The organism is Halorussus sp. MSC15.2, assembly GCF_010747475.1.
Classification (GTDB): domain Archaea; phylum Halobacteriota; class Halobacteria; order Halobacteriales; family Haladaptataceae; genus Halorussus.
Genome location: NZ_VSLZ01000001.1, coordinates 1,297,168 through 1,319,215 on the forward strand (window position 1 = coordinate 1,297,168; position 22,048 = coordinate 1,319,215).

At 64.0% G+C, this 22,048-nt stretch carries 21 protein-coding genes and 1 pseudogene; 17 read left to right on the forward strand and 5 right to left on the reverse strand.

Annotation, left to right across the window (positions count from 1 at the left end):
• Positions 1–200: 200 nt before the first annotated feature.
• Positions 201–425 carry a helix-turn-helix domain-containing protein gene (locus FXF75_RS06765; protein ID WP_163520910.1) on the reverse strand — a complete coding sequence of 75 codons (225 nt, stop codon included), beginning with the start codon at positions 423–425 and terminating at the stop codon, positions 201–203.
• Positions 426–685: 260 nt separating this feature from the next.
• Between FXF75_RS06765 and FXF75_RS06770 the strand changes: the two genes are divergently transcribed.
• Complete coding sequence (locus tag FXF75_RS06770; RefSeq protein ID WP_163520912.1) at positions 686–1,360, forward strand: hypothetical protein; 675 nt, start codon at positions 686–688, stop codon at positions 1,358–1,360.
• Between the two features lie 111 nt (positions 1,361–1,471).
• Here the strand turns inward: FXF75_RS06770 and FXF75_RS22475 are convergent, their stop codons facing one another.
• A complete protein-coding gene (locus tag FXF75_RS22475; RefSeq protein ID WP_240334507.1) occupies positions 1,472–1,660 on the reverse strand; it encodes a hypothetical protein in 189 nt (62 codons plus the stop codon).
• Between the two features lie 118 nt (positions 1,661–1,778).
• Entirely contained in the window at positions 1,779–2,813 is a 1,035-nt protein-coding gene (locus FXF75_RS06775) for a hypothetical protein (RefSeq protein ID WP_240334508.1), read from the reverse strand.
• 95 nt (positions 2,814–2,908) lie between these two features.
• On the opposite strand from FXF75_RS06775, the gene FXF75_RS06780 reads away from it, so the two are divergent.
• The 13 genes and pseudogenes from FXF75_RS06780 to FXF75_RS06840 all read left to right on the forward strand — a co-directional run bounded on the left by FXF75_RS06780 (position 2,909) and on the right by FXF75_RS06840 (position 15,365).
• On the forward strand, positions 2,909–3,463 hold the full coding sequence (locus tag FXF75_RS06780) for a chemotaxis protein CheW (RefSeq protein WP_240334509.1): 555 nt from the start codon (positions 2,909–2,911) through the stop codon (positions 3,461–3,463).
• Positions 3,464–3,613: 150 nt separating this feature from the next.
• Positions 3,614–3,976, forward strand: a complete 363-nt coding sequence (gene cheY / locus FXF75_RS06785; RefSeq protein WP_163520913.1) for a chemotaxis protein CheY — start codon at positions 3,614–3,616, stop codon at positions 3,974–3,976.
• On the forward strand, positions 3,973–5,013 hold the full coding sequence (gene cheB, locus FXF75_RS06790) for a chemotaxis-specific protein-glutamate methyltransferase CheB (protein WP_163520915.1): 1,041 nt from the start codon (positions 3,973–3,975) through the stop codon (positions 5,011–5,013). The genes cheY and cheB overlap by 4 nt, the downstream gene beginning before the upstream one ends.
• Before the next feature lie 6 nt (positions 5,014–5,019).
• Positions 5,020–7,197, forward strand: coding sequence for a chemotaxis protein CheA (locus tag FXF75_RS06795; protein WP_163520917.1), 2,178 nt, complete (start codon positions 5,020–5,022; stop codon positions 7,195–7,197).
• Between the two features lie 13 nt (positions 7,198–7,210).
• Positions 7,211–7,822 (forward strand): chemotaxis protein CheC, encoded by a 612-nt coding sequence (locus FXF75_RS06800; protein WP_163520919.1) that lies wholly within the window; start codon positions 7,211–7,213, stop codon positions 7,820–7,822.
• Positions 7,823–7,859: 37 nt separating this feature from the next.
• A complete protein-coding gene (locus tag FXF75_RS06805) occupies positions 7,860–9,032 on the forward strand; it encodes a chemotaxis protein CheC (protein WP_163520921.1) in 1,173 nt (390 codons plus the stop codon).
• Positions 9,029–9,545: pseudogene (locus FXF75_RS23455) on the forward strand (chemotaxis protein CheD). The gene FXF75_RS06805 and the pseudogene FXF75_RS23455 overlap by 4 nt, the downstream one beginning before the upstream one ends.
• On the forward strand, positions 9,542–10,369 hold the full coding sequence (locus FXF75_RS06815; RefSeq protein ID WP_163520922.1) for a protein-glutamate O-methyltransferase CheR: 828 nt from the start codon (positions 9,542–9,544) through the stop codon (positions 10,367–10,369). Before FXF75_RS23455 ends, FXF75_RS06815 begins: the two are co-directional and overlap by 4 nt.
• 119 nt (positions 10,370–10,488) lie before the next feature.
• Positions 10,489–11,910, forward strand: a complete 1,422-nt coding sequence (locus tag FXF75_RS06820; RefSeq protein ID WP_163520924.1) for a FlaD/FlaE family flagellar protein — start codon at positions 10,489–10,491, stop codon at positions 11,908–11,910.
• Complete coding sequence (locus FXF75_RS06825; protein WP_163520926.1) at positions 11,894–12,343, forward strand: fla cluster protein FlaF; 450 nt, start codon at positions 11,894–11,896, stop codon at positions 12,341–12,343. Before FXF75_RS06820 ends, FXF75_RS06825 begins: the two co-directional genes overlap by 17 nt.
• On the forward strand, positions 12,344–12,802 hold the full coding sequence (locus FXF75_RS06830) for a flagellar protein G (protein WP_163520928.1): 459 nt from the start codon (positions 12,344–12,346) through the stop codon (positions 12,800–12,802).
• On the forward strand, positions 12,799–13,563 hold the full coding sequence (locus tag FXF75_RS06835) for an ATPase domain-containing protein (RefSeq protein WP_163520929.1): 765 nt from the start codon (positions 12,799–12,801) through the stop codon (positions 13,561–13,563). Before FXF75_RS06830 ends, FXF75_RS06835 begins: the two co-directional genes overlap by 4 nt.
• 14 nt (positions 13,564–13,577) lie before the next feature.
• Positions 13,578–15,365: a type II/IV secretion system ATPase subunit gene (locus tag FXF75_RS06840; RefSeq protein ID WP_163520931.1), complete on the forward strand. Its 1,788-nt coding sequence runs from the start codon at positions 13,578–13,580 to the stop codon at positions 15,363–15,365.
• A gap of 39 nt (positions 15,366–15,404) precedes the next feature.
• On the opposite strand, the gene FXF75_RS06845 is transcribed toward FXF75_RS06840, so the two are convergent.
• Positions 15,405–15,584, reverse strand: a complete 180-nt coding sequence (locus tag FXF75_RS06845; RefSeq protein ID WP_163520932.1) for a hypothetical protein — start codon at positions 15,582–15,584, stop codon at positions 15,405–15,407.
• Between the two features lie 207 nt (positions 15,585–15,791).
• Between FXF75_RS06845 and flaJ the strand changes: the two genes are divergently transcribed.
• Complete coding sequence (flaJ, locus tag FXF75_RS06850; protein WP_163520934.1) at positions 15,792–17,528, forward strand: archaellar assembly protein FlaJ; 1,737 nt, start codon at positions 15,792–15,794, stop codon at positions 17,526–17,528.
• Here the strand turns inward: flaJ and FXF75_RS06855 are convergent.
• Positions 17,525–18,547: a lysylphosphatidylglycerol synthase transmembrane domain-containing protein gene (locus FXF75_RS06855; RefSeq protein ID WP_163520936.1), complete on the reverse strand. Its 1,023-nt coding sequence runs from the start codon at positions 18,545–18,547 to the stop codon at positions 17,525–17,527. The two genes, flaJ and FXF75_RS06855, sit on opposite strands and share 4 nt — an antisense overlap.
• A gap of 161 nt (positions 18,548–18,708) precedes the next feature.
• Here FXF75_RS06855 and FXF75_RS06860 point away from each other — a divergent pair, with 161 nt between their 5' ends.
• Together FXF75_RS06860 and FXF75_RS06865 are read left to right on the forward strand one after the other, a co-directional pair.
• Positions 18,709–19,563: a CheF family chemotaxis protein gene (locus FXF75_RS06860; RefSeq protein ID WP_163520938.1), complete on the forward strand. Its 855-nt coding sequence runs from the start codon at positions 18,709–18,711 to the stop codon at positions 19,561–19,563.
• Between the two features lie 102 nt (positions 19,564–19,665).
• A complete protein-coding gene (locus FXF75_RS06865) occupies positions 19,666–21,969 on the forward strand; it encodes a PAS domain-containing protein (RefSeq protein WP_163520939.1) in 2,304 nt (767 codons plus the stop codon).
• The last annotated feature ends 79 nt before the right edge of the window (positions 21,970–22,048 follow it).

Genomic DNA, 22,048 nt, shown 5'->3' on the forward strand with positions numbered 1-22,048 from the left:
TTTCGACCGCGGCGACGTAGCGATTCGCGGTATAGCAGTCGGATTCACTGACAGTAGCCACTGTCTTTTTGGTGTTGCCGTGAGTCTCAACGCGTATGCCCCTGTCAGAAGAAGAACGCGAGCGCATCGAGCAGTTCGTCGCCACACCCCGCTACGAGCGCACCCCGGAGCAACTCTGTCCCGAAGAGGACGAAGAGTAACTACTCGTCTACCGCGAACTTCCCGTCCCGCTTCTCCACGAGATTTCGTTCTCTGAGCGTGCGAAGGATGCTGTACAGCGTAATCTTCTCGACGCCGAGGTCGGTCTGTAGTTCGTCTATCGACGCCGCGTCGGGGAGGAGGTAGAGGTACACCAGTTTCGCGCGCGGCGACTCCAGTTCCGTCGGCAGTTCTCTCGTCGATGTCGTCGGACGTTGAACGCTCATCTGAGTGTTCGATGCGAGTAGTTCGACGATAATAAATCCCTATTACAACAATCGTCGAAATCATCGAAGAGCCGTCCTCGTGCGGCAAATATTGTCGGTCCGTGTGCCGACGGAGGACCCAAAAGCCGCGACCGACGAGCAGGCCCCTCTCCTCGTCGTTCGAAGACCGTCGCCTCACGAGAGGACGGGAGTACGACTCGTCGGACGGTTCGCCGGTGTAGGCGGTGGGTTTATGTGAAATCGAACGGTACCGACCCACAATGAGTCCACCGCGGGACGACGGCCGGGACCCCGACGAACGCGCCTCACTGCGACCTGACGAGGCCACCAGTGCCAACGACGGGTCGGCGCTCTCGCCAGACGAACTCGACATCGAGGACGAGGAGCAGGTGGTCTCGCTGGACCAAGACAGATACGTCATCGGAACCGACGACCGGCCCGACGTTCCTGCGAACGATACCGGCACAGGTGCGGCGGACGACTCGGCTGCGGCGTCGGCCGAGTCCTCGGCGACGGAACGTCCAGCGGCAGACGACCAACACGGAAGCGCACCCGCGTCGGGCGGTAACGTGGACTCCGGCACGGTGAAGCAGTGGCTGGAGGACGACCTGCAGGGAGTCAGCGCCGAGTACGGCTTCCACGTCAGCGCGAAAGCCGACGACGCTATCTCCCATCAGCAGATGTTCTCCGACGACGTGGGCACCGTCTTCGACAGCCTCCTTCGATGGTACGCCCAGCAGTTGACCACCGAGACCGCGGTCGAAGACGTGTTGGGCATCCTGCTCACCGAATCGAACGTTCGAGTTCGCTACTCGCCGTCGTGTCTCCAGTCCATCCTCGAAGCCTACGACCTCGGCCCGGACGATACCATCGCGGACCTCTTCGAGGCGGTACAGGACGACCGCGGCATGGTGTTCCCGCCCGAGAACGTCTGAAACGACCCGAGACTGACGTCCACACCGTTTTCGTCCCAGACGATACTGACTTAGCTCCGCCGTTCTCGACCGAAATGCTGGAACCTACTTCGCGGACCCTCGGAAGCAAACCTACTCCGAGTTCGCTGGCGTCGGCGTTTCGGCAGTCGAGGAAGACGCCGCGAGCGACATCCCCGCGACGAGTAACGGTGTCCCGGCGAGGGCGACGACGACCGCGTACGTCGTCCCCAAGAGGGCGACGAACTGGCCGAACCGCGCGGTCGGCGAGACGAACGACGCGAACGGGAGTACCGAGAGCACGAGTCCGACCGTCGCGTCGCGACCGCGAGACGGCGGTTCCCGCGACCGAACGCGTATCCCGCGGGGAAGAGCGCAAACACGGGAATTAGTCCCGGAAGCCCGGTGAAAACCGAGCGAGTCACTCCGTGGCCGAACGCGAGGGCACCGGCGAGCGTCGCTCCGGCGGCGAGGAGGACTCCGAACGCGGCGCCCGCGACGAGTCGGCAGTAGGTCGCTCGGTCCCGGAGGGACTTCCGAGAGAGTGACGCGCCGAGCGCGGCGGCGATAAGACCCACGCCGAACGCGAATGGGGCCGCCCCGCCGAACAGCGAGAGACCGCCACCGAGGAGCGCGAGGCCTGCAACCAGCACGCCGAGGACGGCGAGGGTGAGACCGACGGTGTCGCCGACGAGCGGGCGTTCCGGCGGAACCGGGAGATTCCGGCCCCGAGGGCCGCGACGAGTAGACCGAACACCGAAGCGGGGAGGACCGCGTAGAGGAGGAGGTTCGTCCCCACGACCGGACCGAGCAGCGACCAGATAGCGAGCGCGCTCGACACCGGTTCGAGAGCGGTGTCGGCCGGGACGAACGTGACGAACCCGCCGTCGTCGAACTCCGTGAGCGTCGTCCGTCGGCCGTCGGCCGAAACGGTCGCGCCGGGCACCGTCCGACCGACGCGCATTCCGTCCGGAGCGACGACGACGAGGCGGTCCGCGCCGAGACCGTCGAGGTTCCGGTAGCCGTACGCCTCGGTGAACGCGCCCGAGCGCAGGACGCCCCCGACCGACCGCTCGGCGAAGTTGGGTTCGCGGTAGCGCGCGGTCAGGACGCCCGCCGACGAGACGCTCGCGCCGAGGAACTCGGTGTCCCACATCGCGCGGTCGGCCACGTCGGTCCGGAGACCGGCGTTTTCGCGCAGTCGCTCGACGCCCTCGGAGTCGGCGAGTCGGTTTCGGACGACCCACGTGGCGCTCCCGTTCCCGTGCACCGTGAGCGTCGCGGTGCTTCGTTCGACGGAGAGGGTGACGCCCTCCGAGGCGGCGGTCGCCTCGAACGACTCTCCGCAGGCGTCACAGAGCGGTCGAGGCGGCGGAGCAGCGGTCGACGGAACGACCGACCACGCCAGCGACGCGACGAGGAGACAACAGAGGGCGACGCGGATAGCGCGAACCATACGCTCGTCGTCACGTCGCGCCGACAAGTGCGTTTCCCCGGCGGTCCAATTATCATCTGCGAGAGGCGAGGGCGGGTTTTATAACCTCGGCTTCGATGTTCGAATCAGAGAGCGCCATGGAGGTTCAGGAGACCGACGTCGAATCCGACGACGGAACCGAACAGACCGACTCGCCGGAAGTCGAAGACGTCCCGACGAAACAGGTCGTGGAGTTCCGACTCGGCGAGGACTACTGCGCGGTAGATATCGACGAAGTGGACAGCATCGTAGAGATAAAGAAGGTGACGCGAATCCCCCGGACGCCCAACTCCATCGACGGCGTGATGGACCTCCGGGGCGAGACCACCGCCATCATCAACCCCCGGACGTTCCTCGGCATCGAGGGCGAACCGCCCGAGGGCGATGAACAGAACGTCCTCGTCCTCGACCGTCCGGACGACAAGCAGAAGATAGGCATCCGAGTGGACGAGGTGCTGGAGGTGACCGACCACCCCGAGAGCAAGATAGACACCGACGAGGACCTCTCGGACCTCGACACGCGGGGCATCGAGGAACAGATTTCGCGGGGCATCATCCGCAAGCAGAACGGCGACGGACTCGACCTCGTGGTCTGGTTAGACATCGACGCTATCATAGGACAGTTGAAATGACCCGGCACGTCAGTCCCGATTCGAGTCGCCTCGCACCGACCGACCGAGAACGGTGTGTCGTCGGGCGAGTTCGGACCAGCATCAGTCGTGATAATCGGAGGGGAGAATTTATTTCACCCCGTTTCAAACCAACCGGCAGGTGACTATCAGATGGCGAAAAACGTACTCATCGTAGACGATTCGGAATTTATGCGGAATCTACTGCGGGAGATTCTCGAAGAGGAGTTCGAAATCGCTGGCGAGGCCGAGAACGGCGTCGAGGCGGTCGAACTCTACGAGGAACACTCTCCCAACCTCGTGATGATGGACATCGTGATGCCGATTCGCGACGGCATCGAGGCCACCACCGAAATCAAGGAGGCCAACCCCGACTCGAACATCATCATGTGTACGAGTATCGGTCAGGAAGAGAAGATGAAGGCCGCTATCAAGGCGGGCGCGGACGGCTACATCACCAAACCCTTCCAGAAACCGAGCGTGATGGACGCAATCGAGGACGTAATCTCAGCATGACCAAAGCCGTCGTCGTCGATGACTCTCACTTCATGCGGACGGTCATCTCCGACATCCTCGAAGAGGGCGGCATCGATGTCGTCGCACAGGCCGGGGACGGCGAGGAGGGCGTCGAAGCCGTGACCGCCCACGACCCCGACGTGGTGACGATGGACGTCGAGATGCCCCGGATGGACGGCATCGAGGCCGTCGAGGAGATAATGGAGACGAACCCCGTCCCGATTCTGATGCTCTCGGCGCACACCGAGGACGGCGCAGACGCGACGTTCGAGGCGCTGGAGAAGGGCGCGGTGGACTTCCTCGCCAAGCCCGGCGGCGAAGTCTCAACGGAGATTTCGGCCCACGGCGACGCGCTGGTCGAGAAAGTCACGTCCGCGACGCGGGCGGACCCCGAGTCGGTCGACGACGTGAACACCCGGAGCAGTAGCACGCTCGAGACGGACCACGGCTACGTCGAGAGTCCGACGCTCGTCGTCGGGGCCTCGACGGGCGGCCCGCGAGTCGTCGAGCGCGTGCTGTCGAGTCTCCCGCTGGAGGCCGACCTCCGAGTGCTCGTCGTCCAGCACATGCCCGACGGCTTCACCGGCCGGTTCGCCGAGCGCCTCGACCGTCGGAGCGAGTACGACGTGCGCGAGGCCGAGGACGGGATGCGCATCGGCGGCGGCGAGGCGGTCGTGGCGAAGGGCGACTACCACATGGAGGTCGCGGGATACGGAAACGGTCGCCTCCGGATTCGCCTCCAGCAGGACGAGGCGCTCCACGGCGTGCGTCCGGCTATCGACGTGACGATGGAGACGGCCGCCGAGAAGATAGACGGGCCGCTGACCGGCGTCGTCCTCACCGGCATGGGTTCGGACGGCGCGGCGGGCATCGAAGCGATAAAGCGAGCGGGCGGTGCGACGGTCGCGCAGGACGAGGAGACCTGCTCGGTGTTCGGCATCCCGGCCCGCGCCATCGAGACCGGTTGCGTCGATAGCGTGCGCCCGGCCGACGAGGTGGGGAAGGCGATTCTGGACACGATTCGCGATAACGGGTGATAATACATGGACGACTACTTACAGGATTTCATACGCGAGAGTGAAGAGAACGTCACGGAGTTGAACAACTCCCTGCTCGAACTGGAGGACGACCCGTCCGACGAGGCCGCGATGGACTCAATCTTCCGGACGGCCCACACGCTGAAGGGCAACTTCGGCGCGATGGGCTTCCAAGACGAGAGCAACCTCGCACACGCCATCGAGGACCTGCTGGACGAGATTCGGCAGGGCCGGATGGAGGTCACGCCCGAGATTATGGACCTCGTGTTCGCGGGCGTGGACGAAATCGACCGCGCGCTCGGTCAGATAGAGGACGACGGCGAGTCCGACATCGACCCGGACGACACCATCGAGGAGATTCGGGGCGTCATCGAGCGCGGCGAGACGGTCTCGGACGACGCCGACGCGGAGTCCGCGACCCCGGATTCGGGCGACGACGCGAGTTCCGAATCGACCGGCGACGAGATTCCGGTGGACGAGTTCGAGGACCCCGCGGTGCTGGCCGACGCCGACGGCGACGTGTTCCACGTGGCCGTGGACATGGGCGACCCCCAGATGAAGGGCGTGGACGCGATGTTCGCGCTCGAAGGACTGGAACGGGACCTCGACCTCCTCGGGACGGTCCCCGGGGTCGAGGCCATCAACGACGGCGAGTACGACGACGGCTTCGACGCCTTCGTCGTCGGCGAGAGCGCTGGCGACGTGGAGGCCGTTGTCGGGTCGGTCGGCAAAATCGACGCCGGGACGGTGACCCCGCTCGACGCGGACGACATCGACGTCGAAAGTTCGACGGATGCGGGCGGCGACGAGACCGGTGCGGACGGCGAGGCGGCGACGGACGCCGCTGACGTGAGCGACGCGGACGTCAGCGATACCGACGACACCGACGCAGGCGCTGACGATGCTCCCGTCGACGCCACCGAGACCGACGCGGCCGACGAACCGACGGACGCAGACGACTTCACCGATGCCGACGTGGTCGAGACCGCCGATTCGGACGACCCCGACTCAGACGGCGGGTCCGACGACGCGTCCGCCGAGGAGATAGAGGAGATACAGTCGGTCCGCGTGGACGTGGACCAGTTGGACGACCTGCACGGGCAGGTCGAGCAGTTGGTCACCAGTCGCATCAAACTCCGGCGGTCGGTCGAACAGGCCCAACTCGACAGCGCGGAGGACCACCTCGACGAACTCGACAAGATAACGTCGAGTCTGCAGGACACCGTGATGGACATGCGGTTGGTCCCGCTGAAGAAGGTCGTCAACAAGTTCCCGCGACTGGTTCGGGACCTCGCGCGCGAGCAGGACAAGCAGATAGACTTCGAGATGGAGGGGACCGACATCGAGTTGGACCGCACCATCCTCGACGAGATAAGCGACCCGCTGATGCACCTCCTGCGAAACGCGGTGGACCACGGCATCGAACCGCCCGAGGAGCGCGAGGCGGCGGGCAAGCCTCGGGAGGGGACCATCCGACTCCGCGGCTTCCGCGAGCGCGACCGCGTGACCATCGAAGTCGAGGACGACGGTCACGGTATCGACCCCGACGGCATCCGGTCCAAGGCGGTCGAGAAGGGCGTCATGACCCGCGAGGAGGCCGAGAAGCTCGACACCGAGGAGGCCCAGAAACTCGTCTTCCACGCCGGGTTCTCGACCAACGACGAGGTGACCGACGTCAGCGGTCGAGGCGTCGGGATGGACGTGGTGCAGGACACCGTCTCGCGTCTCGACGGCGAGATTCGAGTCGATAGCGCGCCCGGCGAGGGCACGACCATCAGCCTCTCGCTGCCGGTCACCGTGGCCATCGTCAAGGTCCTGTTCGTCCAGTCGGGCGACGAGGAGTACGGCATCCCCATCAAGAACGTGGACGAGATTCGCCGGATGGAGGACGTCCAGACCGTCGAGGGCGAGGAAGTCGTCACCCACGACGACACGGTCTTCCCGCTCGTGCGACTCGGCGACGCGCTGAACGTCCCCGGCCAGACCAAGAACGGCGACGGGATGCTCGTCCGCATCAAGGAGTCCGAGCGAACTGTCGCCGTCCACTGTGACGCCGTGAGCCGTCAGGAAGAGGTCGTCGTCAAACCGTTCGAGGGAATCCTCTCGGGCATCCCCGGTCTGTCGGGTGCCGCGGTCCTCGGCGAAGGCGACGTGGTGACGATTCTAGACGTGGAGACGCTATGAGAGGAGACGAGCTATGAGCCGAGGTGACACTAGAAACTTGCAAGTGGACATACGAAAGCTGAACCTGTTCAACCAGATGGCCAAGGAGGGGGCGAACACGGTCGCCGACCACCTCACCCAGATGACGGGGATGGAGACCGAGATGGAGATTACCAAGATTAACTTCCTGGACATCGAGGACATCAAGACCCACGTCGGTCACAACAAGCAGGTCGGCACTCACATCGAACTCGTGGAACCGCCGTACGGCTACATCCTGTTCCTGTTCAGCGCGAGCAGTGCCAAGAAACTCGCGGCGGGGATGCTCGGTCAGGAGGCCGACTCCTCGTCGGGGTTCTCGGACATGGAACGGTCCGCAGTACAGGAAATCGGTAACATCATGACCAGCGGGTTCATCGACGGGTGGGCGAACGTGCTGAACACCACCATCGACATCTCGACGCCGAAGTTCACCTACGGTGCGGGTTCGAAGATGGTCGGCAACCTCGTGGGCACTCGCCCCGACGAGATGGCTTTGGTGTTCGACTCGCGCGTACACGCACGCGAGGCCGACGTGGAAGTGAAGGTGTACACGTTCCCCGAACTGGAGGAACTCGTCTCGCTGATGCAGAAGATAGAGATATAATGGTTGGCCAGATGAACGCGGAACCGAGGACGATTCCATGAACGTCGACGTCGAATCGCTGGGGTCGTTCAGCAGGACCGCCCAATCGGGTGCCGAACGCGCCGCCGAGAACCTGACCGGACTGACCGGTATCGAGACGGCGGTGGACGTGACGGAGGTGTCGCTAGCGTCCGCCGACGAACTCGACGGCGACGACGAACGCGTCGGCGTCGCCATCGACTTCGAGGGTGGTATCGACGGCACGACCTTGCTGACGTTCTCGGCCGACGGCGTCGAGACGATACTGGACACGCTCGTGCCCGACATCGGTACCGAGGAGGGCGCGGTAGAAGAGGTCGGCAACGTCGTCACCGGCGGTTTCATCGGCGGGTGGGCCGACCACCTCGAAACCATCATCGACATCTCGCCGCCGGAGTACGTCGAAGGCACGACCGCCGAACTGCTCGACGACGCGGAGTTCGACCGCGACAGAGCCTTCGTGTTCCGAAGTCGAGTCAGCGCGGTCGGCGAGGAGTTGGACGTCCAGTTCCACATGTTTCCCGACGACGACTCGATGCAGGAGATGCTCGCGGGCGGCGACGAGCAGATTCCCATCGAGAAACTCGCGACCCTCCGGCGGATGGCCGAGACCGGCGCGCGGACCGCCTCCGGGACCGTCTCGGCGATGACCGGCATCGACACCGGCGTCGATATCACCCAACTGAGTTTCGTCCCGGTCGAGGACGTGCCCGCGGAACTGCGCGACCAGAAGTACGTGGGCGTGGTCCTCCAGTTCGAGGGCGCGCTCGGGGGGTACGTGCTGATACTGTTCGACGAGGCGTCGGCCCGCGACGTCGTAGGAGCGCTCGTCTCGGACACGGAAGTCGGAGCGACGTTCGACGGCGAACAGCGGTCGGCGATGGAGGAGATTGGCAACGTGATGACGAGCAGTTTCATCGACGGGTGGGCGAACGTCCTCGACGCCACCATCGACATCTCACCGCCCCAGTTCGTTCACGACATGGGTCGGGCGGTCGCCCAGTCGGTCGTCGCGCGCCTCGGCCAGCGACAGGCGTTCGCGTTCCTGTTCGACGCGACGCTCCGGGCGGACGACCGGGAGTTCGACTGCGAAATCTACGCGCTGCCCGACGAGTCCGAACTCCACGCCGCGCTGGCGGAACTGGACCCGGACGCGACGGCAGAGCGTACCACGAGAGCAGGGTCACTATGAGTAAGCCAACCGAGTGCCGCTCGCTCACGGACGACGCGCCCGACCGCGTGCGAGTCGGCGTCGCCGAACTCGCCGTCGCCAGCGGCGACACCCGACTCACGACCAGCGGTCTGGGTTCCTGCGTCGGCGTCGCAGTGGCGGACCCGGCCGCGGGCGTCGCGGGACTGGCCCACGTCATGCTGCCGGACGCCACCGACGACGACCGGGCCAAGCCCGCCAAGTCGGTCGAACTCGGCGTCGAACGACTGCTCGACGCGGTCGAGACCGAGGGGGGGCGACCCCGACGCCGTGGAAGCGAAAATCGCCGGGGGAAGTCAGATGTTCGACTTCTCGGGCGTCAGCGAGGGCGTCGGCGAGCGGAACGTCGAACGGACGCGCGAGGCACTGGCCGACCGCGGCGTCTCGGTGGTCGCCGAAGACGTGGGCGGCGGTCACGGTCGGTCGCTGGAACTCGTTCCGGACACGTGGACGCTCAGAGTCACCAGCGCTCACCGGGGGGTCGAGGACCTGTGACGCCCGACGACGAGGCGTTCGAGGAGTTACTCGACTACGTGGAGTCCGAACTCGGGTTCGCCACGAGTTACTACGACGACGCGTATCTCGACCGCCGGGTCTCCTCGCGGATGCGCCGGTCGGACACCGACGACTACGCGGAGTACCACGACCTGCTCAGCGGGGACGAGCGCGAACAGGAGGCGCTGCTCGACGCCTTCTCGGTCAACGTCACGAGTTTCTTCCGGAACCCGGAGGTCTGGGAGGAGATGCGGTCGGTCATCCGGGCGCTCTCGGAGGAGCGCAGTCGAATCCGACTCTGGAGCGCGGCGTGTTCCGACGGCCGCGAACCGTACTCGATGTCGATGTTGGCCTTAGACGACCCGGAGGTGGACGACTCGCGTATCCGAATAACCGCGACCGACATCGACCGCGAGATACTCGCGGCGGCCCGACAGGGCGTCTACGAGAACACGCGCACGACCGACATCGGCGAGCAACTCGCGCCCCTCGACGAGTACGAGCGGTACGTCGAGCGCGACGGCGACCAGTTCGCCGTGGCCGACGCGGTCAAGGAGTTGGTGTCGTTCGAGCGCCACGACCTCATCAACGGCGACCCCAAGTCGAACTTCGACCTCGTCGTGTGCCGGAACCTCTTCATCTACATCGACACCGAACACAAACTCCCGATTCTGGAGACGGTGTCGAAGTCCCTGTCGGAGGGCGGGTATCTCGTCATCGGGAAGACCGAGACCCTTCCCGAACTGCTCAAACCGGCCTTCGAACCTATCGCCCGACGACTCCGTATATACAGGAAGATAGACAGCATTCCTGACAGGTCGTAGGTACCCCCGAACCGCATTTAGGCGCGCTCTACGTGGATTCTGGCCTCACAACGTCGGGAGTATCAGAGCTGATAACTCAGGGGGAAGATTAATGTGGCGGAAGTTCGCTGTTGACGACAATGAAACTTATCGGTCTCAGCGACCAGTTCGTTCACCTCCTCGGGACGGGCTTGGTCGGCATGGGAATCATGGATTTCATGGACGAAGAGGAGGGTGAGAGCGTCGAAGCCGACGGCGGCGGTGGCGGCGACGACGCCGAGGACGACCTCTTCGGCGACGGCATGGGCGGCGACGCGGGCGGTGAGATGGACGACTTCGGCGAGATGGACGACGGGATGGGGATGGACGGGGAGATGGACGACTGGGCCGACGGCGGTGGCGGCGACGACGAGTTCGCCATGGGCGGCGGGTCCGGTCCGACGCAGGAACTCGAAAACCGAATCGACGAACTCGAAAACGAGGTCGCGGAGATATCCTCGACGGTCGGCACGGTTCGGAGCGAGAACGAACAGATTAGCGCGAAAGTCGACGAGACAGAGGAGAACGTCCGCAAACTCCTCGAAATCTACGAGATGGTGACTCGGGGAGTCAACCCGTTCGTGGACGACGTGCAACAGGGCGGCATGGCCGGCGGCGACGCCCTCGACCAAGACGGCGGCGGCGGTAGTTTCGGTCTGTTCGACGAGGAGGAGGAACAAGAGGAAGAAGAAGACCTCGACTCCGACGTCGCCGACGCCGAGGCCGAGAGTTTCTTCGACGACGACTTCGACGAGGAGGAAGACGACTTCGAGGAGGAAGACGAGTTCGGCGAGGAAGACGACTTCGACGACGCCGCCGACGATCTCGGGTTCGACTCGCCCGAGGAAGCGCTGGACGACGAGGAGCCGACGATGGAGGCTCCAGAGGAAGACGACGCAGACGACGGCGACGGTGGACAGGCAGGCGGTTCGACCTTCGCGGAACTCAAAGAGGAGTACGAGTCGGGCGACGCCGACTGGGCCGAGGAGGGCGAGGAAGGCGCGCCCGAAGGCGGCCAACCCGACCCCGAACCCACGGTCGAAGTGGAGTCTACGGCCGACGAACCGTCCGACGGGGACTTCGAGTTCGAGGAACCGGCGGAGACCGAACCCGCACCCGAACCGACGGACCCGGCCACGTCCACCCCACAGAACTCGGGCCGAGGCGGCAAGCCGTACTTGGCCCAACTCCCGAACGGCTACGTCTCTGACCTAGTGGTGATGGAGTGGTTGGAGTTCCTCGTGAGCGAGTTCGGACCCGAGGACGCGGTTCGGACCATCGAGTACTACGGCGACATCGGATGGATTAGCGAGTCGGTCGAGGAAGAACTGCTGGCGTTCGTGGGCGGTTTCGCCGACGTGGAGTCGGTCGAGACCGAGGAGACCGGTCCCGCGACACTCGAAGTCGACGACCACGTCCAGAGCCTCACCTTCCTGAGCCAACTGACAGGCGACGCCGTCCAGCGCAAAATCGTCGAACACTGTTCGCAGATTAGAGGTGGGCGCGATGGGATTCAGCGTTAGCGGTGCGACGGTGATTCTGTTCCTCGGTATATTCATCAGCTTCGGAGTCGCCTATTCGGCCGCCAACGACGGCTTCGAGCGAGTGAACGGAGCGTTCGAGGACAACTCCGAGGACGAACTCACTCGTCAGAACACCGCCATCGCCATCGGCAACGCCTCGGTCGCGAACGAAGGCGGGCAGTCGTACCTGAACCTGACAGTCAACAACACCGGTTCGAGCACGCTGTCGGTGAACGACACCGACATTCTTATAGATGGAACCTACACGAACCACACGAGTGACAACATGGTGAGGCTGGAAGTCGGCGACGATAACGAGACGGACCTGTGGCTCCCCGGCGAGACACTTCACGCCAACGTCTCCGTCAACAACCCCGACCGGGTGAAAGTCGTGACCGGGCCGGGCGTGTCGGACTCCGAGGAGGTGAACTGAATGGCGAGCGTCTCCACGTCCCACCTCATCCTGTTCATCGCCAGTCTACTCATCGCCGCCAGCGTGGCGGGGACGTTCACGCAGGGCGTCCAGCGCCTCTCGTCGGCACTCGGCGACAGGAGTGTGGACGTGAGCAGTGACATCCGTAGCGACATCACGCTCATCAGCGACCCCGGCAGCGGTGCGGTGTACGACGACTCGGGAGACGGGAACGTCACGGTATTAGCCAAGAATACAGGGTCACGCGACCTCGAAGCGTCGAGTGACCAAATCGAGGTGTTGTTGAACGGACGGTATCAGACGAACGTCTCCGTGACAGTCGTGGACGGTTCGGCGTGGACCGTCGGAAACGTCCTCCGGATTACCATTCGTCTCGACCAGCCACTCGACACGGGCAGCGACCATCGCGTGAAGATAATCGTAAACGGTGACGAAGAGGTGCTTCAGTTCCGAACATGACACGAGACAATCTCTACTCGCTCGGCCTAGAAGACCACGACCGACTGAACCACGAACTCGGGGGCGGCGTCCCCCGCGGGTCCATCGTCCTCATCGAGGGCGACTACGGGGCCGGGAAGTCGGCTATCAGCCAGCGGTTCAGTTACGGACTCTGCGAGACGGGCCACTCGGTTACCCTGCTCTCGACCGAACTCACCATCGGCGGGTTCATCGACCAGATGCACTCGCTGTCGTACGGCGTCGAGGACCACCTGCTCGACGAGCGACTCCTCTTCCTCCACGCCGACGTGGACACCGGCGGCGGTCGCCTGACCGCGCCCGCCGAGGACGAGGAGGGCAACCGCAAGGAACTGCTCAACCGACTCATGAACGCCGAGGCGATGTGGCAGGCCGACGTCATCGTCATCGACACGTTCGACGCCATCCTCCGGAACGACCCCAAATTCGAGGCGCTGATTCGACAGAATGAGGAGCGCCAAGCCGCCCTCGAAATCATCTCGTTCTTCCGCGACTTGGTCTCGCAGGGGCAGGTCATCGTCCTCACAGTGGACCCCTCCACGGTGGACGAGGAAGCCATCGGCCCGTTCCGGGCCATCGCCGACGTGTTCATGGAACTCCAGATGGTCGAGGTCGGCAACGACGTGCGACGGAACATCTCCGTCAAGCGGTTCGCCGGGATGGGTGAACAGGTCGGTGACACCATCGGGTTCTCGGTCCGGGCCGACGCCGGAATCGTCATCGAGAGTCGGAGCGTCGCCTAACGACCCCTCACATTATGACCGAACACGGGACCGCACAGATTCAGGACGACCTTCGGGAAGTGGCCATGCGACGGCCACACCTGCGGGACTACCTGAAACGGTTCAAGCAGTTCACCGGGGAGTTCCCGCGGCTTATAGACGAACCGAACGACGAGTGGGAGACGGACAAGCCCAACGTCATCTACCCGGTCGGCGGTCCTATCTACTGCCACGTCTACGGCGACGTGGGTCAGGACACCGAGTACTACGCGGTCGAACCTGAACTCTCGGGGACCGAACAGGAGCTGTTCGGCAAGGTTCGCGGCGAGATTCTCGAAAAGAGCGTGAAGAAGCCCGCGCCTCAGGACGAGGGCGAGTACGACGACCGCATCGAGGAACTGCTCGACGACACGGTGCTGGTCAACGACGGCGATACTGGCGGTGGCGGTCGCGCCAACCTCCGGAACCTCTCGGCCGACCAGATTCTGAACTGGATAAAGAACGTCTCGTACAACGACTTCAAGCACAACGTCCGGACGTTCTCGACCGAAGACATCGTTCGGGTCGTCAAGGACTACACCAACATCGGCACCTACGAGGTGTCCGAGCAGACCTACGAGAACATCCGGTACCGGCTGAACCGCGACATCGTCGGGTTCGGCCCGCTGGAACCCATCATGCGCGACCCGGCCAACGAGGACATTCACGTCATCGGTCCGCACGAGACGTACGTGGACCACGGCACGTTCGGCATGCTCGGGACCAGCGTAGACTTCGGGACGCCCGACAGGTTCGACAACTGGCTGCGGAACATGGGCGAGCGAATCGGCGACCCCGTGAGCGACAGCGACCCAATCGTGGACTCCACTCTCCCCGACGGGTCGCGTATCAACATCATCTACTCCGACGACGTGAGCCTGAAGGGACCGAGCCTCACTATCCGTCAGGGCGAGGGGACGCCGCTGTCGGTGGCCCAGATTACCAAGTGGGGCACGCTGTCGCCGAAACTGGCGGCGTACCTCTGGCTCTGTCTGGAGAACGAGCAGACGGTGTTCGTGGTCGGAGAGACGGCGTCCGGGAAGACCACGACCCTGAACTGCATCATGTCGTTCATCCCCCGCGACTCGAAGATTTACACCGCGGAGGACACTGCGGAGGTCCTGCCGCCCCACGACACGTGGCAGCAGCTCTTGACCCGCGAGGGCGGCGGCGAGGACTCCACGGACGTGGACATGTTCGACCTCGTCGCGGCCGCGCTGCGTTCGCGCCCCGACTACATCGTCGTCGGGGAGGTTCGTGGCGAAGAGGGTCGGATGGCGTTCCAAGCGGCCCAGACCGGCCACCCCGTGATGCTGACGTTCCACGCGAGCGACATCGTCTCGATGATTCAGCGTTTCACCGGGGACCCCATCAACATCCCCGAGACGTTCATGGACAACGCCGACGTGGCGCTGTTCCAGAACCGGGTCAAGCAGGGCGACGACGTGCTCCGTCGCGTGACCTCCGTCCAAGAGATAGAGGGCTACTCGAAGGAGATGGGCGGCGTCGTCACCCGGCAGGCGTTCTACTGGGACCCCGTGGAAGACGAAATCGTCTTCCAAGGGATGAACAACTCCTTCGTCCTCGAAGAGCAGATTGCGACCCTGCTCGGGTACGAGAACACTCGCGACATCTACAACGAACTCGACTTCCGGGCCGAGATGATGGAGCGCATGATAGAGGAGAACATCCTCGGCTACCACGAGGTCAACGAGACCATCGAGGCGTTCCAGCGCGACGGCGTGGACGGGTTGCCGTTCAACATCCACCGTTCCATCGACTGACAGGCGGCTTTTGACGGCGACCCGTTCGGTTCGGTAGCCTCACTCTGCGATGTGGTCGACCAACTCGACGAGGAGATAGACCGGGATACCGTATATGAGACCGAGGGCGACGAACGCCATGACAACCAGTGCCGGGTTCGAGTTTCCGGACCCGCTTCGGAGGAACGTCGCTGCGACGAACCACAGAGTCAACACCTGAAAGAATTCTATCCTGTTCATGTGGCGTGTCTGTAATTGCGCACGCCCTTCAAGTTGTTTTCGTTACACGTGTCGGTATATTCCGCCGATTTCCCCCACTACGGCCTCCGAGACGGGGTACTCTCGCAGTTGGGCCACGCGCACCGAGTATCAGTACAGATATTCCGAGGGAAAAAGAGATGAAGGTGGGACGAAAACCCCGCGAACACCTGCCGCCCGACGACGACCATGGCGACGAACGAACAGTCCGGTGAGAACCCGAAGGACGCCAAAGACCTTCTGGCTAGCTTCGCGTCCTCGACCATCGAGTCCTACCAGCACATGGAGACGCCGGTCGCCCGGTACCTCGGACTCGTCGTCGCTCCCTCCGTCGTCTTCCTCGTGCTGACGGTGATGATATTCGTACTCACCGACTTCCCGCTGCTCATCAGCCTGCCGATTCCGCTGCTCGGCGTGCTGTCGCTCGTGGTCGCGGTCATCTACCCCAAGATTCTGCGCGACCAGAAGCGCAAGGAGATAGAGGACCGCCTCCACCTGTTCATCACGCACATGACCATCCTCTCGACCGCCAACATCGACCGCGTGCAGGTGTTCCGCACGCTCGGCGAGGAGGAGGAGTACGGCGCGCTGGCCGAGGAGATGCGCCGCATCACCCAGTTGGTGGACACGTGGAATCAGAGTCTCGACGACGCGCTGCGAATCCGGGCGAACAAGTCGCCGAGCAAGCCCTTCGCCGACTTCCTCGACAGACTCGCCTACACCATCAACGCTGGTCAGGAGATTCAGGACTTCCTGCTGTCCGAACAGGACGTGGTCATCCAGAACTACGTCACCATCTACGAGGGGTCGTTGGAGAACCTCGAAGTGATGAAGGACCTCTACCTCTCGATGGTGCTGTCCGTGACGTTCGCGCTCGTGTTCGCGACCGTCCTGCCGATTCTGACGGGGACGAACCCGACGATGACGGTCAGCGCCGTCGTCGTGATGTTCGCGTTCGTCCAGACCGGGTTCCTCGTCATGATTCGGAACACGGCACCGTACGACCCCGTCTGGTACCACCCGGACGGTCACACCACTGACGCCGAGTGGCGCATTCGCATCTCGGTCGCGGTCGGTCTCCTGTTGACCTTCCTCCTCATGGGTGGCTGTCTGCTGGTGTTGCTAGGCCGGACGAGTCTCGACCCGAACGCGATACCACTGCCGTTCTACGCGGCGATTCCGTCCACGCCGCTGTTGATACCCGGCATCGTCGCCCGCAAGGAGGAAGAGCGGATAAAGGAGCGCGACGAGGAGTTCACCAGTTTCATCCGGGCGCTGGGCGCGACCGAGAGCGCCAAACAGAGTACGACCACGAAGGTCTTAGAGAGCCTGCGGGGCAAGAACTTCGGGGCGCTCAGCGAGAACGTCAGCGACCTCTACAAACGGCTCAACATGCGCATCGAACCCGCGATGGCGTGGCGACACTTCACCGCCGACTCGCGGTCGTACCTCATCCAGAAGTTCAGCGAGATGTTCCTCGTCGGCAGACAGATGGGTGGCGACCCGAAGAAACTCGGCGAACTCATCTCCGCCAACATGAACGAGGTCATCCAGTTACGCGAGCGCCGCGCCCAGTCCACCGTGACTCTCATCGGCGTCCTCTACGGGATTACCGCGGCCTCCACCTTCGCGTTCTTCATCGGTCTGGAGATTGTGCAAGTGCTGGCGAGCATGTCCGTCGGTCTCAACAACAGCCAACTCGACATCACGACCATCATCCACACCAACGTGTACGACATCCCGACCATCGAGTACCTGCTCGTCATCATCATCCTGCTCAACTCCCTGCTGTCCTCGCTGATTATCCGCATCGCCGACGGCGGGCACAAGGTCAACTCCTACATGCACTTCGTCTTCCTGACGTGGGGGTCCAGTTCCATCGCGGTGTTCACTCGAATCGTGGTCGGGTCGTTCCTGAACGTCTAAGTCCGGTGGATGACCGAGAAGGCCGCGAGTCCGCCGACGGCCAGCGCGAACCAGTAACTCGCCACTCGATAGACCAGCGCCACGCTCGCGGCGAGGTCGGTCTGGAGCGCGGTCAGCGCGACCAGCAGGCCGACCAGCGCGAACTCGACGCCGCCGACGCCGCCCGGCGTCGGGACGATACCCGCGATGGAACTCGCCGGAACTACGAACAACACCAGCACCGGACTCAGGTGGACGCCGAGCGTCCGCCCTGCGAGGTAGAGCGGCGCAGCGAAGAACAGCCACCCAACGTAAGCAAATACGAGCGTGTAGGCGAGTTGTCGCCTGCTCGCCGCGATGCGGTCGACGAGGTCGTAGAACTCGTCGATGCGGTTCCGGATGCTTTCGGCGTCGATTCTATCGACGCGTCGGGCGATTGGCGAGGACACTTTCACGACGAGACCTTCGACGAAATTCCGGTGTCGGTAGGACCCGTAGATGGCCAGCGGGAGCAGAACGGCCATCCCGCCGAGTCCGGCGACGAGGACCTCGGCCTGCTTCGGAACTTCGCCCTGTATCAGGAGCGCGAGCGTCCCGAGACCCGCGAACGTGAAGAAGGGGAGCAGGTTCAGCAGGTCGGCGGTGACGACGCTGGCGAGACTGTCCTGATAGTTGGCCTCGGTGTCGGCCGCCAGTACGTAGGCGATGAAAGGACCGCCGCCGGCCTTCCCGAACGGCGTGGCGTAGTCGGCGAAGGTGGCCGCGAAGTAGGTCACGACGATTTTCCGGAAGGGGACGTCGATGCCGACCGTACAGAGGATGACGTCCCACGACTTGGCCCAGACGACGAGCGAGACCAGCGTCGAGACGAAGGCGAACCCAATCCAGACCGGTTTCGCGTTCCGAAAGGTGCGTAGGATTTCCGGCCACCCGATGACCCGACCGAAGAGGTAGAGGAGGACCGCCGCCACGGCGAACCCGGCGATAACTTTGATGGTGGTGCGCCGGTCGAACACCTCGCCGGAGGTTTCGGTGGACATCTACGCCACGAAACGCGCGAGAGACAGTTAGGTTTCTCGGCCCGACTCGCGTGACGCTCGTCCGGTTCTAGCTGGCCCGGACGGACCGAAAAAATATTTACCCTCACTGAGAATTGCTTTTCAAAGAGGAGCACGCCGAAACGGGCGTCTCTCGCCAATCCATGTCCGAAAAGGTCATCGCCGACTTCGTCGCACGCTTCACTCTCGACACGTTCGATTCGCCCGAACCCGTCAAGGGCCGAATCGTCCTCAGTCGGAAGCGTCTCGTGTTAGCCACCGACGAGTCGAAGACAACCGTGCCGCTCTCGGCCATCTTCGACATCAACGTCGGTCACGTTCCCGGCGAACTGGAGTCGTTCTTCCAAGACACCATCACCATCGCCTACCGCGAGGACGACCGCCGCAGAGTCGCCGTCGTGGAGGCCGGGAGCGAGGAGGTCTCTCGGTTCAAGACCGTGCTGTTCAAGGCAGAACTCAACGGGGCCGACGCGAGAATCAAGCACCCGACCCGAATCGGCGGTCGGGTGACCGACGCGTCGTTCCGGCCGGCGAAACTCAAGATACAGTCCGGCGCGGTTCAGTTCGCCGGGGACGAGTCGGTGACCGTGGAACTCGCCAACGTCACCTACTTCAAGAAAGAGAGTCGCGAGACGGGGCCGGTCCTGCTCGTCCGTCACGCCGACGAGGGTCAGTCGGTGACCTCGGAGTTCGCCATCGAGAGCGACCGTAAACTCAACCTACTGGGTCGCTATCTGCGACTCGAATACTCCGAGATAGCCAAAGAAGTCGAGGACGTGACGACCTCAGAAGCGGAGATGGAGGCGCTGGTCGCCATCTACTCGGGTGCCCGAAGCGGGGACCTCGCCGGAACGCTCGGCGTCGATTCGAGTCGGGTCACGATGCTGCTCAACGACCTCCGCGAGAAGGGTCTGGTCGACGAGGGCAAGAAGGGACTCTCGCTGACCGCGCAGGGGCAACTCCTCGTCAGCGACCGCATCGAGACGGTGAACACGTGACCTCCTCGTCATCTCCGGGTTTGGGGGATTTATTCCGAAGTATAAAACACTGCATTTCTCCTGTGGATTTTTATACCGCACCTTGGTAAATATAAACATAGTATGGGGAACGCCATCCGCGTCCTGTTGGTGGACGACGATTCGGCCATCGCGGACCTGACCGCGACGTACTTAGAGCGGGCGAGCGACCGCATCGAGACGGTCGTCGAGACGTCCCCGACCGACGCGCTGGCCCACGTAACCGAGGGCGCGGTGGACTGCGTGGTTAGCGACTACGAGATGCCCGAGATGGACGGCCTGACGTTCTTGGACGAGGTGCGCGAGACCGCTCCGTCGCTCCCCTTCATCCTGTTCACGGGAAAGGGGAGCGAGGAGATAGCGAGCGAAGCCATCTCCGCGGGCGTGACCGACTACCTCCAGAAGGAGACCGGAACCGACCAGTACGCGGTGCTGGCCAACCGGGTCGGCAACGCGGTCGCCCAGTACCGCGCCGAACGCGAGGCCGAGGAGGCCGACGAGCAGATTCGGCGCATCTTCGAGCGTATCACGGACGCGTTCTTCGCACTGGACGACGAGTGGCGGTTTCGCTACGTCAACGAGCGCGCCGCCGACTTCTTCGACTGCGACCCCGACGACGTCCTCGGCGAGGACATACGAGACGCGTTCTCGGTCGGTCTCGGCGACGAGTTCCGCGACGCCTACCGCGAGGCCCTCGAAACGCAGGAGCCGGTGACAATCGAAGCTGAGTCGGTGTTCCGTCCCGGTACGTGGCTGGAGGTGCGAATCTACCCCGCCGAGGACGGTCTGTCGGTGTACTTCCGGAACGTGACCGAGCGCCGTCAGGCCCAGTTGGAACTGCGCGACACCAAGCAGAAGATAGAGGCGCTCCACGACGTGGCCGCGAGGGCGGTGGCCTGCGAGACCGAACAGGCCATCTACGACCTCGCCATCGAGACGGCCGAGGAGATACTCGCCTTCGACCTCTGCACCGTGGACGCCCACGACGACGGCGTGCTCGTGACCAAGACAGTCTCGAAGGTCGTCTCCACGGACGGCTACTACGAGGAGACGCCCGTCGAGGCCGAGGGGAACCTCGCCGCCCGGGCGTACCGTGAAGGGGAGTCGTCGCTGGTCGGCGACCTGCGCGAGACCGACGTGGTGCCCGCCGAGAGCGAGTACCGCTCGGCGCTCAGTGTTCCCATCGGCGACTTCGCGGTCTTTCAAGCGGTCTCGAAGGAACCGAACGGGTTCGACGAGGACGACCGCGAACTGGCCGAACTCCTCGCGGCCCACATCTCGGAGGCGCTGACCCGCGTCCGGACCGAGACCGAACTTCGGGCCGAGCGCGACCGATTCGCCGCGCTGTTCGAGAACGTGCCCAACTCGGTCGTTCGCTACGAGATAGACGGCGTCGACGCCATCTGTAAGTCGGTGAACCCGGCGTTCGAGGACGTGTTCGGGTGGCCCGAGGACCTGATAATCGGCGACGAGGTGGACGACTACATCCTGCCCGCCGACCAGCACCATCAGGGGGAGTCGCTCAACGAACGGGTGAAACGCGGCGACAGAATCGAGGGCGAGGAGGTCAATCGCCGGACTCGCGACGGGTGTCGGGACTTTCTGCTCCACACGGCCCCGGCGGGCAACGGCGAGGCCGAGGCGTTCGCCATCTACGTCGATATCACCGAGCAGAAGGAACGCGAGCGCCAACTCGCGCGCCAGAACGAGCGACTGGAGGAGTTCGCCAGCGTGGTCTCCCACGACCTACGCAACCCACTCAACGTCGCTCTCGGCCGGTTCGACTTCCTCGCAGAGGAGTGTGAGAGCGAACACCTCGCGCCCATCGGTCGGTCGCTCGACCGGATGGACTCGCTGGTCGAGGACCTGCTCACGCTGGCCCGACAGGGACAGGTCGTGGACGCCACCGACCCCGTCTCGCTGTCGTCGGTCGCGGAGGCGGCGTGGGAGACCGTCGATACGAAGGATGCCGGTCTCCGTCTCACCGAAGACGTCGTGGTCGAGGCCGACGACGCGCGGTTCCGCGAACTACTGGAGAACGTCTTCCGCAACGCGGTGGAGCACGGGACCACCGGCAGTCCGCCGTCGGACTCCGACTCGGCGGAACGCACCGCCCGGGTCGAAGTCGGCCCCCTCGACGACCGCGACGGCTTCTACGTCGCCGACGACGGGCCGGGTGTCCCGGAGGACCTGCGCGACCGCGTCTTCGACCACGGGTTCACGACCGAGGACGAAGGGACCGGGTTCGGGCTCGCCATCGTGGAGTCCATCGCCGACGCCCACGGTTGGACGGTCGAAATCGCCGACGAGGACCGGCCCAACTCGACCGGCACCCGTTTCGAGTTCTCGCGAGTGTCGGTCCACGAAGACGAGTCTGCACAACGTTGATGGCGCTCCACATCTGAGAGTCAGATTGTGGCCGCTCACGACGACCACAACGAGGCCGGACGCGGCCGAACTTCGGACG